This is a genomic window from Pseudooctadecabacter sp. (assembly GCF_965657175.1).
Lineage (GTDB): Bacteria > Pseudomonadota > Alphaproteobacteria > Rhodobacterales > Rhodobacteraceae > Octadecabacter.
In genome coordinates this window covers 386,797-398,671 of record NZ_CBFHNH010000001.1, presented here as the reverse complement: position 1 = coordinate 398,671, position 11,875 = coordinate 386,797, and the positions used below count along the sequence as shown (strand labels likewise).

12 protein-coding genes are annotated in these 11,875 nt (G+C 58.6%); 5 read left to right on the top strand and 7 right to left on the bottom strand.

From position 1 onward, the window contains the following. Positions 1 to 74 precede the first annotated feature (74 nt). From ACTG36_RS01930 to ACTG36_RS01920, 3 genes are all read left to right on the top strand, one after another. Positions 75 to 1,238: an acyl-CoA dehydrogenase family protein gene (locus tag ACTG36_RS01930; RefSeq protein WP_375279653.1), complete on the top strand. Its 1,164-nt coding sequence runs from the start codon at positions 75 to 77 to the stop codon at positions 1,236 to 1,238. A gap of 298 nt (positions 1,239 to 1,536) precedes the next feature. After that, on the top strand, positions 1,537 to 3,543 hold the full coding sequence (locus ACTG36_RS01925; RefSeq protein ID WP_375279652.1) for an acetate--CoA ligase family protein: 2,007 nt from the start codon (positions 1,537 to 1,539) through the stop codon (positions 3,541 to 3,543). After that, positions 3,540 to 4,322 (top strand): carnitinyl-CoA dehydratase, encoded by a 783-nt coding sequence (locus tag ACTG36_RS01920; protein WP_375279651.1) that lies wholly within the window; start codon positions 3,540 to 3,542, stop codon positions 4,320 to 4,322. Before ACTG36_RS01925 ends, ACTG36_RS01920 begins: the two co-directional genes overlap by 4 nt. On the opposite strand, the gene aroQ is transcribed toward ACTG36_RS01920, so the two are convergent. Then, on the bottom strand, positions 4,319 to 4,750 hold the full coding sequence (aroQ, locus tag ACTG36_RS01915) for a type II 3-dehydroquinate dehydratase (RefSeq protein ID WP_375279650.1): 432 nt from the start codon (positions 4,748 to 4,750) through the stop codon (positions 4,319 to 4,321). The two genes, ACTG36_RS01920 and aroQ, sit on opposite strands and share 4 nt — an antisense overlap. Before the next feature lie 39 nt (positions 4,751 to 4,789). Further along, positions 4,790 to 5,410, bottom strand: a complete 621-nt coding sequence (locus ACTG36_RS01910; protein ID WP_375279649.1) for a class I SAM-dependent DNA methyltransferase — start codon at positions 5,408 to 5,410, stop codon at positions 4,790 to 4,792. Positions 5,411 to 5,463: 53 nt separating this feature from the next. On the opposite strand from ACTG36_RS01910, the gene ACTG36_RS01905 reads away from it, so the two are divergent. Continuing rightward, on the top strand, positions 5,464 to 6,330 hold the full coding sequence (locus tag ACTG36_RS01905) for an SDR family oxidoreductase (protein ID WP_375279648.1): 867 nt from the start codon (positions 5,464 to 5,466) through the stop codon (positions 6,328 to 6,330). Here ACTG36_RS01905 and ACTG36_RS01900 read toward each other — a convergent pair. Next, entirely contained in the window at positions 6,284 to 6,934 is a 651-nt protein-coding gene (locus ACTG36_RS01900; RefSeq protein WP_375279647.1) for a hypothetical protein, read from the bottom strand. The genes ACTG36_RS01905 and ACTG36_RS01900 overlap by 47 nt on opposite strands. Before the next feature lie 68 nt (positions 6,935 to 7,002). Here ACTG36_RS01900 and ACTG36_RS01895 point away from each other — a divergent pair, with 68 nt between their 5' ends. Then, positions 7,003 to 7,770 (top strand): ion transporter, encoded by a 768-nt coding sequence (locus ACTG36_RS01895; protein ID WP_375279646.1) that lies wholly within the window; start codon positions 7,003 to 7,005, stop codon positions 7,768 to 7,770. 90 nt (positions 7,771 to 7,860) lie between these two features. Here the strand turns inward: ACTG36_RS01895 and dxs are convergent, their stop codons facing one another. From dxs to ACTG36_RS01875, 4 genes are read right to left on the bottom strand one after another with little or no spacing between them, the layout of a single operon-like run. Next, positions 7,861 to 9,768: a 1-deoxy-D-xylulose-5-phosphate synthase gene (gene dxs, locus ACTG36_RS01890; RefSeq protein WP_375279645.1), complete on the bottom strand. Its 1,908-nt coding sequence runs from the start codon at positions 9,766 to 9,768 to the stop codon at positions 7,861 to 7,863. Positions 9,769 to 9,783: 15 nt separating this feature from the next. Beyond that, positions 9,784 to 10,668 carry a polyprenyl synthetase family protein gene (locus ACTG36_RS01885; RefSeq protein ID WP_375279685.1) on the bottom strand — a complete coding sequence of 295 codons (885 nt, stop codon included), beginning with the start codon at positions 10,666 to 10,668 and terminating at the stop codon, positions 9,784 to 9,786. A 3-nt stretch (positions 10,669 to 10,671) separates the two neighbouring features. Then, positions 10,672 to 10,908: an exodeoxyribonuclease VII small subunit gene (locus ACTG36_RS01880; protein ID WP_375279644.1), complete on the bottom strand. Its 237-nt coding sequence runs from the start codon at positions 10,906 to 10,908 to the stop codon at positions 10,672 to 10,674. Then, positions 10,905 to 11,828 (bottom strand): histone deacetylase family protein, encoded by a 924-nt coding sequence (locus tag ACTG36_RS01875; RefSeq protein ID WP_375279643.1) that lies wholly within the window; start codon positions 11,826 to 11,828, stop codon positions 10,905 to 10,907. The genes ACTG36_RS01880 and ACTG36_RS01875 overlap by 4 nt, the downstream gene beginning before the upstream one ends. Positions 11,829 to 11,875 lie beyond the last annotated feature (47 nt).

Genomic DNA, 11,875 nt, shown 5'->3' with positions numbered 1-11,875 from the left:
GACAAGTACACGGCGCTTGGGACGACAAAGCAGGCCCTAAACCAGCTTGTTTTCTATTTCTCAAAGGCACCCACATGACCATGTACGGCCTCACCGATGAACATACGATGATCGCAGACACCGTCCGCAGCTTCGTTGAAAATGAAATCTATCCCCACGAAGACCTCGTGGAACGCACAGGCGAGGTCCCCGCCGAGATTGCGCAAGACATCAAACAGAAAACCATCGACCTCGGCTTCTACGCCTGCAATTTCCCCGAAAGCGCAGGCGGCGCTGGCCTGAACCACGTGGAATTTGCACTGGTTGAACGCGAACTTGGGCGTGGGTCCATGGCGCTGACGCATTTCTTCGGGCGCCCCCAGAACATTTTGATGGCCTGCGAAGGGGACCAGATCGAACGCTACCGTGACCCGGCGGTCAAAGGCGAAAAGATGGATGCGCTGGCCATGACAGAACCCGGCGCTGGGTCCGACGTGCGTGGTATGAAATGCAGCGCAGTGCGCGATGGCGGCGATTGGTTGATTAACGGCACCAAACACTTCATCTCAGGCGCGGAGCATGCAGATTTTGTGATCGTCTTTGTGGCGACCGGCGAAGACGACACGCCGCGCGGTCCCAAAAAACGCATCACAACCTTTCTTGTGGACCGTGGAACCCCCGGATTCACCATTCGGGACGGGTATAAATCGGTCAGTCATCGCGGCTACAAGAATATGATCTTGGAATTTGACGACTGCCGCCTGCCAGACAAACAAGTCCTGGGCGAAGTCGACGGTGGCTTTGCCGTTATGAACGAATGGCTCTACGCCACGCGCATCACCGTCGCTGCCATGTCTGTTGGTCGGGCCCGTCGGGTCTTTGACTACGCATTGGCCTATGCTGCCGAACGCGAACAGTTCGGACAGAAAATCGGTAAATTCCAAGGAGTGAGTTTTCAGCTCGCTGATATGATCACCGAGATTGATGCCGCGGACTTATTGACGCTGGCGAGCGCGGATCGGTTGGACAAGGGCCTGCCCGCCAACCGTGAAATCGCCAGCGCAAAACTCTATGCGTCGGAATGTCTGGCGAGGGTGACAGACGCGGCCATTCAGATACACGGCGGGATGGGGTTGATGGACGATTATCCCTTGGAACGGTTCTGGCGGGACGCGCGGGTTGAACGGATCTGGGACGGAACATCCGAAATCCAGCGCCACATCATCAGCCGAGATTTGCTGCGGGCTTTGGGGGCATGATCTGCGATCAGCGCATGCTGCGGGCGGGGGACAGGGGGCTAGCCCCCTCGCGCTTACGCGCTCACCCCCAGAGTTTTCGGATCAGAAGAATAGATGCAGGTCCACCCCCCGAACCATTCCAGTCGCGGGGGGCTTCTCCTGATACAACCCATCGGTCTCCACCTAGGATTGCCCCGTCACCATGGTCGATTAAGGTTAACGATCCGTTACCGGGTGGCAGAGCGACATCCCCCGTTCTTCTGATCCGCAAACTCCCGCCGGAGGCTCCGACCTCGCACCATCGAACCGCAGTGCGCCCATGACACGCATGCTCAGCCGCCTCCTCCGTCCAAAATCCATCGCCGTCATCGGCGGAGGTGCGTGGTGCCGATCTGTCACCGAACAACTGGTCAAAGCGAACTATCAAGGCGAGGTCTGGCCAGTTCACCCACGTGCAGAAGACATCTGTGGCCTGCAGGCTTACCCCACGGCCATAGACCTGCCTGGTGCACCCGATGCCACTTTTGTCGGGATCAATCGCGATGCGACGATCGGGGCGGTGGAACGATTGGCCCGCATGGGTGCGGGTGGCGCGGTTTGCTTCGCCAGCGGTTTTCAGGAAACTGAAGATGGGCATGACGCGAACGCACGGCTGCTGAAGGCGGCCAAACGGATGCCAATCCTTGGCCCCAATTGTTACGGAATGATCAACGCATTGGACGGCGCATCTTTGTGGCCCGATCAGCATGGCTGCCGACCTGTGGACACCGGTGTGGCCATCCTCACCCAGAGTTCCAACATCGCGATCAACCTCACGATGCAACGCCGCGGATTGCCAATCGCCTACGTGGTCACGTGTGGAAATCAGGCCCAGCTGTCCATGGCGGAAATCGCCCATGCGATGTTGGAGGATCCCCGTGTGACGGCAATTGGTCTCCATATCGAAGGGTTCAGCGATTTGCTTGCATGGCAGGCTTTGGCCCGCGCGGCGCATCAAAAGAACGTCCCGCTTGTCGCGATCAAGGTTGGAAAATCGGATGAGGCCCAATCTGCTGCTATTTCTCACACCGCCTCACTTGCGGGCAGTGACGCGGGGGCGCAGGCGCTTTTGGATCACCTTGGAATTGCACGGGTCGATGATCTACCGAGCCTGATCGAGACCCTCAAACTGTTGCACGTGGCGGGGCCGTTGCATTCGAACCAAATCGCGTCCATCAGCTGTTCGGGGGGAGAGGCGAGCCTGATTGCCGACATGGCCCATGACACGCCTTTGACCTTCCCGCCACTGAATGATCGCCAAAGCACTGAGCTGGGCACCGCACTTGGTCCGAAAGTGGCGGTGGCAAATCCGTTGGATTATCACACCTACATTTGGCGGGATACGGAAGCGATGACACAAGCGTTTTCCGCCATGATAGACCCTATTTTGGCCCTCACGTTCCTTGTGGTCGATTTCCCCCGCGATGATATTTGCGATCCCTCTGATTGGGACTGTGTCATCGCAGCCGCCATTGCGACGAAGGCGCGAACCGGTGGTGTAATTGCGATGGTCGCGACCATGCCTGAACTGATGCCCGAAGACGTAGCCACCCGTCTGATGGCAGGCGGGATCATCCCCATGTCCGGTCTTCATGAGGCCCTAAATGCCGCAAGTGCCGCGCGAGTCCGGCAACCGGCCTCCGAAGATTTAATCGTGCCAAAGCCGACGTCGGAGACCGCTGACCTAAGCGAAACCGACGCAAAGGCTGCCCTTTCCTCGTTTGGCGTTTCAATCCCGCAGTCGTGGTCTGGAACGGTCGATCAGGTTATTACACAGGCAACCGGTGGTCCCTATGTCTTGAAATCCACTGGATCGGCGCACAAGAGCGAAACGGGTGGCGTCATTTTGAACCTGAATGGCCCCGAAGAGGTCCGCGCGGCGGCGGCCCGTATTCAAACCGAGCAAATGCTGCTTGAGGACATGATTTCAGACACTGTTGCAGAGCTTTTGATCGGGATTGTCAAAGATCCCGCACATGGCTTCGTTCTGTCGATCGGGGCGGGCGGCATCTACACCGAGATCATGCGCGACGTTGCATCCACCCTGTTTCCGGCGACGCGCGAAACCCTTAAACAGTGTCTAACACAGCTTAAGATTGCCCCAATTCTGCAAGGCTACCGCAATCAACCTGCCGCAAATTTGAACGTCATTCTTGACGCGATAGAGGCGGTTCAGGCCTATGTTCTTGCCAACATCGACACGGTCGAGGAGGTCGAAATCAATCCTCTCATCGTGACCCCCACCCGCGCAATCGCAGCGGATGCCCTGATAAGGAAAGCCCAATGACCGATCCCATCAAGACCAGCCGCGAAGGGGCGATCCTCGAAGTGACCCTCGACCGGCCCAAGGCCAACGCCATCGATCTGGCGACGTCAAAAATCATGGGCGACGTTTTTGCCGATTTTCGGGACGATCCGGACCTGCGCGTCGCGATCCTGACCGGTGCGGGAGAGAAGTTCTTTTGCCCCGGATGGGATCTGAAAGCCGCTGCAGATGGCGATGCTGTGGACGGGGATTATGGCGTGGGCGGTTTTGGCGGGCTGCAGGAACTGCGCGACATGAACAAACCGGTGATTGCAGCAGTGAATGGCATTTGTTGCGGTGGCGGGCTCGAACTGGCGTTGTCAGCGGACATTATCCTTGCGGCGGATCATGCCACCTTTGCCCTCCCCGAAATCCGAAGCGGGACAGTGGCAGACGCGGCTTCGGTGAAGCTGCCCAAGCGTATCCCCTATCACATTGCGATGGAACTGTTGCTGACCGGCCGTTGGTTCGACACGTCCGAAGCTCTCAATTGGGGCCTGATCAACCACGTTCACCCCGCTGCGGACCTCATGGACCAAGTATGGGAAATGGCCCGCCTGCTGGCCTCTGGCCCACCGCTGGTCTACGCCGCCATCAAAGAGGTCGTGCGCGATGCCGAAGACGCCAAGTTTCAAGACGCCATGAACCGAATTACCAAACGACAATTGGCGAGTGTTGATAGGCTCTATTCCAGCGACGATCAGCTTGAAGGCGCGCGCGCCTTTGCCGAAAAACGCGACCCTGTATGGAAAGGCCGCTAAAGCCGCTCCACGGCCTCTCGTAGGGCGATTGAATACCCCTCAACCCCTTTGCCGATGATCGATGCATCTGCGCGGTAGGCGACGTAGGAGTGGTGGCGAAAGTCTTCGCGTTGATGAATGTCGGAGATATGGACCTCAATCACCGGGCCTTCAAACACGTTCAATGCATCCAGAATGGCGACGGATGTATGGGTGTAGGCGCCAGGATTGATCACGATCGCGGCCATATCGGTACGGGCCTCTTGGATCCAGGTTACCAACTCGCCCTCGTAGTTGGACTGTTTGCAGGTGACCTGAACGCCAAGCTCCGCCCCCAAGGTCTCCGCGCCCCGTTCAACATCGGCAAGCGTCGTATGTCCGTAGACCTCAGGCTGGCGCACGCCCAGCATGTTCAGGTTTGGACCGTTCAAAAGCAAAATCTGTTTCATGATGCGACCTAATGCGATGGACCGATGCAAGGCAAGCGATCAGATCGTCCGAAAGATGACCAAACGCGCCCTATCATACCGGTGGGATAGGTCCGCCTTGTCAGAATAAATCCGGATGTCTTCAAAAACAGGTGCGGTGATCCGGCCCGCCATCGACGCAAACGCCGCCTCAAAATCCGCGCTTTTGAAATGTTCCAGATTAACCGACAGCACAAACAGGCACCCAAGGCGTGCCGCATCCAACAACGGTGGCAGCCCTTCAGGTCCCACATGCCCCAATGTGAAGGTTCCGGCGCTCACCACGCCCGAATACCCTGAAACGGGCAGGGCTAGGGTCACATCGGCTGCAATCAAATCACGGTAAATCCCTTTCTGTCGTGCCACGTCGAGCATCTGCGGCGACAGGTCGAGGGCATCAACAGGCCCGGCACCAATGCCGGCCAACCCCTCCCCCACAAGACCGGTCCCTGCGCCCACATCCAACACAGGTCCGGCGCCACCGTGGGCCGAAAACGCACGAACAACTTCACGCGGAATTTGATAGCCCTGCGCGTCGCCAAACTCCGTATCATAGGTCTTCGCCCAATCTGCATACAGCCGCTTCGCGTCATCCGCTGTTTTCAGCGCGTAGGCGTCTGTCAAATCTGGATCATTGCTCATGCGCAAAGACTAACACATCTTGCACCCTCTTGTCGCCTGCGCCACCAAGGGGCATGACACAAACGCTTCTCTCCTTTGGCCATGGCTACTCCGCCCGCGCCCTAACGAAATTGCTTTCAGATGATTGGCGCATCATCGGCACCACACGGTCCGAGGACAAGGCCAACGCGCTGATGGCCGAAGGGACCGAACCTCGCATCTGGCCCGGTGCCGATCTTACCCCCGCATTGAACGCAGCAACCCATCTTTTGATTTCTGCGGGACCGAACGAAGATGGCGATCCCGTTTTGGGCCAGCTCAGGGGCGAAATCGCCGCCCGACGCGATCAATTCGAATGGGTCGGTTACCTGTCCACTACCGGTGTCTACGGCGATCACCAAGGCGGGTGGGTGGATGAAGACACCCCCCTCACCCCGTCCACCAAACGCGGACAAATGCGGGTCGAGGCCGAAGCCGCATGGCGGGCCCTTGACCTTCCCCTCCATATCTTCCGGCTGGCAGGCATCTACGGCCCCGGGCGCGGTCCCTTTGCGAAGGTCCGCAATGGCACGGCGCGACGCATCATCAAAGACGATCAGGTCTTTAGCCGCATCCACGTCGATGACATCGCACAGGTGGTCGCCGCGTCCATCGCGCATCCAAACCCCGGTGCGGTCTATAACCTTTGCGACGATGACCCGGCCCCGCCGCAAGACGTGATCGCTTATGCCGCTGAACTGTTGAACCTACCCGTTCCGCCCGCGCAAAATTTCGAAGACGCGGACATGACCCCCATGGCCCGCAGCTTTTATGCCGAAAGCAAAAAGGTCCGAAACGACCGGATCAAAGACGAACTGGGCGTCAAGCTGCTTTACCCTGACTACCGCGCGGGGCTTAAGTCTCTGCTGGCCGTGGAAACAGGCGGCGCATCGCAAAGCTGACGCTCGCAAACGCGGCCAAGACAACCACGGCAACCGCGAAATTGACGCCGTAGAACGTGGCGCGACCCGCCAGATCCAGATTGTTCAAGAACGGATAAGGCAGCCCGCTGGTCACAGAACCAACCGGGCTGTCATTCATCGGCCCGACGATCAATTCCGCCCAAATAACGTAGCCGGCAATCACCCCAGCCAACAGCCCAAGCGTCCGCCATAGCTTGCGAAATGCACGGTGGATAAACGTCGCATCAATCCACTGCAACGCAGGCCCCAGTGCGTGCATGTACAGCTCCAACCACAAATCCCCCAGTTGTCCGTCCCGCGTTACCGATGCGGGGTCCGCGAAATAGAGCCGCCAGTACAAGATAACGACCATAGCATTCACAACCGCGGTCGTTGCCACAAAGGCATCCCACCGCCGTGTTGTTCGACCCTCTTCCAGCGCAATCATGCGGCTGGCAGCAAAGAATGACATGAACAACGCCCAGATCGTCAAATAGCGGAACGGGCCGCCAAATCCGTCAAAGCTCCCGAAAAAGATCGTCCGCAGGCAGTACCCCGCCGCCAAAAGAAACACGACCCACCGGTAGATCAAAACCCAACGCATCCGAAATACTCCCCACTTGCCTCAGCCCCTTGCAATGGGCATATCGACCCAAAGGAAGGGACACCAGTATGACGCTCCGTGACAGGATTTCCGCATTCGTCGAAAACCCGCAATTTCAGCGGTTCATCATTGGCGTGATCATCTTCAACGCGGTGCTCTTGGGATTGGAAACGTCGGACACCGTCATGGGCGCAGCAGGCGGCCTGATCCTCGCATTGGATGCGGTGTGCCTTTACATTTTTGTGGTCGAGATCGTCCTCAAACTGTTTGCCCATCGTCTTGCCTTCTTCCGGTCAGGCTGGAACATCTTTGACTTCGCGATTGTGGGCATCGCACTCGTCCCCGCCGCACAATCGTTCTCGGTCTTGCGGGCCCTGCGCATCCTGAGGGTGTTGCGCGTCATCTCCGCCACGCCGTCACTGCGCCGCGTGGTCGAAGGCTTCCTGACCGCACTTCCCGGCATGGGAAGCGTCTTCATGCTGATGTCGCTGATTTTCTATATTGGCTCTGTCATGGCGACAAAGCTGTTTGGCGATGCCTTCCCCGAATGGTTCGGCAGCCTGGGCGCCTCCGCCTATAGCTTGTTTCAAATCATGACGTTGGAAAGCTGGTCCATGGGCATCGTGCGCCCGGTCATGGAACAATTCCCCTACGCCTGGGCCTTCTTCGTGCCCTTCATCATGGTGACGACCTTTGCGGTGGTGAACCTTCTGGTCGGCCTCATCGTGAATTCCATGCAGGACGCCCATGCTGAGGAATCCAACGCCGCCACAGACACCTACCGTGACGAGGTTCTCAAGCGGCTTGAGTCGATCGAAAAACGTCTGCCCAAATAGCGCCGCGTCCCCCTTCATCTGGCCCAAAAACTCCCGCCGGAGGCCGCGCGATGGTGGGAGGGGCGTCGGCGCAGCCGCGCGTTGACCCCATCACGCCCGTTGGCTCAACACCTCAACACCCAGCACATCCAGAACCTTCGCCTCAATATGCTCCGCATTCATCGCCGCGGTGTCGTACATATCGCGGGGGCTGGATTGGTCGATGAACACATCCGGCAAGACCATCGACCGGAACTTCAGCCCATGATCAAATACACCTTCGTCTGCCAAAAGTTGCGCCACATGTGACCCGAACCCGCCGACAGCGCCTTCTTCCACGGTGATCAACGCCTCATGACCGCGCGCCAATGCTAGGATCATCTCTCGGTCCAGCGGCTTGGCAAACCGCGCATCTGCCACCGTGGGCGTCACCCCTCGTGCCTCCAACGCCTCAGCCGCCTTTTCGACTTCTTGCAGGCGCGTGCCGAAGGACAGGATCGCCACACGGGACCCCTCGCGGATCATACGACCTTTGCCGATCTCCAGCGGCTTCGCATCCTCGGAGATGTCTACGCCCACACCTTCCCCGCGGGGGAAACGGAACGCAATCGGGCCTTCGTCATGGGCCACAGCCGTGGCCACCATCCGCACCAATTCGGCCTCATCCGCGGCGGCCATCACTACAAAACCGGGCAGGTTGGCCAAATAGGCCACATCGAAGGACCCCGCATGGGTCGCGCCATCGGCCCCGACCAATCCGGCGCGGTCGATGGCAAACCGCACAGGCAACCGCTGCAGGGCCACATCATGCACCACCTGATCATAGCCGCGCTGCAGGAATGTCGAATAGAGCGCGCAAAACGGTTTCATCCCGCCCGCAGCCATACCGGCGCAAAACGTCACCGCATGTTGCTCCGCAATGCCGACATCAAAGCAACGCGATGCAAAACGCTGCATGAAACGGTCCAACCCTGTGCCGTCCGGCATCGCTGCCGTAACCGCCACGATCTTGTCGTCCCGCGTGGCCTCTTTGATCAGCGCATCAGCAAAGACAGAGGTGTAGGAAGGCGCATTGCTCGGCGCTTTTTTCTGTTCGCCTGTAACCACATCAAACTTGGCGGTCGCATGTCCACGGTCTGCGCGATGTTCAGCGTAGCCTTTGCCCTTTTTGGTAATCGCATGGATCAGAATGGGCCCCGTTGCGCGGTCCTTGACCGTCCGTAATACTGACAGCAACTGCTCCATATCGTGGCCATCAATCGGCCCAAGATAGGAAAACCCCAGTTCCTCAAACAAGGTCCCGCCGACAGTCATGCCCTTCAGCATTTCTTTCGCCCGGCGCGCGCCTTCCTGAAATGGCTCCGGCAAAAACGACACGGCCCCTTTCGCCGCCGCCTTGAACTCCTGAAACGGCGCACCAGCATACAGTCGCGACAGGTAAGACGACATCGCGCCCACGGGGGGCGCAATCGACATTTCATTGTCGTTCAAAATCACGATCAGACGTTTCTTCAGATGTCCGGCATTGTTCATCGCCTCATAGGCCATGCCTGCCGACATGGACCCATCGCCAATCACTGCAATAGCGTCCCCGCCTTCACCGCCCAAATCCCGCGCCACAGCAAACCCCAATGCCGCAGAGATCGAGGTGGAAGAATGCGCCGCCCCAAATGGATCGTACGAAGACTCGCTGCGCTTGGTGAACCCGCTCAATCCGTCCTTCTGGCGCAAAGTGCGGATGCGGTCGCGCCGTCCTGTCAGGATCTTGTGGGGGTAACACTGGTGGCTCACATCCCAAATGATCTTGTCCTTGGGCGCGTCAAACACCGCATGCAGGGCCACGGTCAGTTCAACCACCCCAAGCCCGGCCCCTAAATGTCCGCCCGTCTCAGACACCGTTGAAATCGTCTCAGCCCGCAGCTCATCAGCAAGCGTGCGCAACTGACCGTCACTCAACCCTTTAAGGTCGCTGGGCAAATCAACCCGGTCCAATGTCGGAGTGTTCAGTCTATCAGCCATAGGTCCGGCCCTTTCTCAGTGCGACCGCGCGATCACAAACCGCGCCGCCTCGCGCAGTGTATCCGCTGCTTCGCCGTAGACAGATAGCGCATCACACGCCTCATCCACCAAATCTTTGGCGCGACGCTTCGCCCCATCTAGCCCCATCAACGACACGAACGTGGCCTTACCCGCGTCCGCATCCTTGCCCACGGCCTTGCCCACGGTCGCTGCATCGCCTTCCACGTCCAGCACATCATCTGCAATCTGAAACGCAAGGCCAAGCTTGTCGCCATAGGTTTCCAACGCATGTGTTTCGGCCTGCGCCAACATGGCACCTGCCATCGCCGACCATCGGATCAAGGCACCGGTTTTTCCGTTCTGGACCGCCTCAATCTGGTCCAGCGTATGTCCCGACACCCGGCTTTCTGCCTCGATGTCCAGCATCTGCCCGCCAACCATGCCAACACGCCCTGCCGCAACAGCCAGCGCATACCCCAAATCGCGCGACACCTCGGCCCGGCCAATGTCACCATGGGCCAACAACTCAAACGCCATAGCCTGCAGGGCATCACCGGCCAAGACAGCAACGGCCTCATCCCACTTGCGATGGACTGTGGGCTGACCCCGGCGCAGATCATCATCATCCATGCAGGGCAAATCATCATGGATCAGCGAATAGGCATGGACACATTCGATCGCCAAAGCAGCCATGCTAGCAGGTCCAATCTGCACATTGTGCAGCCGTGCACCCTCCAGCACCAAAAATCCCCGCAGCGCCTTCCCACCCACAACCGCATAGCGCATTGCCGATGTCAGGTTATCGCCCCGTTCAGGCAGCATGGCATCCAGACAGGTCTGAACGACCCGCTGCGCCCTCGGCAAAGCCTCCGAGAACGGAAGCGGTTCAATCGCGTGCATCACTTAGCCGTCCAATGCCGCCGTGCCAGTAGGGGTGCCATCGGCATCCAACGTCAGCTTGGCAACTTTTTCCTCAGCGTCTTTCAACTTCGCCTCACAGCGCTTTTTCAGCGCAGCGCCACGTTCATAGAGTTCGATGGATTTATCCAACGGCACCTCACCGCGCTCCAACTGGCCCACGACCTGTTCCAACTCGCGCAGCGCTTCTTCAAAGCTCATCTCGCTGACATCTGTGCTCATCGTCCGCGGTCCTCCAAAACCTCAACATGTGCGCGGGCCGACCGGCCCAGCGCGCCCAGATCATATCCCCCCTCAAGGCAGGACACCACCCGACCGCCGCAAAACTGATCCGCCAAATCACAGAGCTTTTCCGTGATCCAGGCAAAATCGCTGTCCTGCAACATCATACCCGCCAATGGGTCATCCGCATGTGCATCAAATCCCGCTGAAATGATCAGAACTTCAGGTTTAAATGCTTCAATTCGCGGAAACACATGATCGGTCCAAGCCGCCTGAAACGCAGCTGACCCCGCACCATCGGGCAAAGGCACGTTTAGGACATTTCCAACGCCGGTTTCATGGGCAGCCCCCGTGCCTGGGTAAAGAGGCATCTGGTGGGAGGAACAAAACAAAATCCGCGCGTCTTCTTCCACCAAATCCTGGGTGCCATTGCCATGGTGCACATCGAAATCGACGATTCCCACGCGGGACAGCCCGTGAAAATCCAACGCATGTTTGGCGGCAACAGCGACATTCCCGAAAAAGCAAAACCCCATCGCCGTCTCACGTTCTGCATGATGTCCGGGCGGACGCATGGCCACAAAGGCGTTGCGAACATCACCCGCCATGACCATATCGACAGCCTTTACTGCGCCACCCGCAGCCCGAAACGCCGCCTCGAGTGATCCAACGGACATATGCGTATCCGCATCCAAAGACCGCCACCCATCGCTTGGCGCCGCCGCGCGGATAGCCTCAAGATGGGACTTGGGGTGGCAGCGCAACAAATCGTCCTCAGCGACCAAAGGCGCGTCGACGGAAACCAAACTCATCCCTTCAAGCGCACTTAAAACCGCGTCCAACCGCGCTACCTGCTCGGGATGACCGGGCGGTGTCACATGATCATAGCCCGCTTGATGGCTCACCAATGCCGTCGCCATATGCGCAGCCTCCTTGTCTTTGTCTCAAAAATATCCCCGCCGGAGGC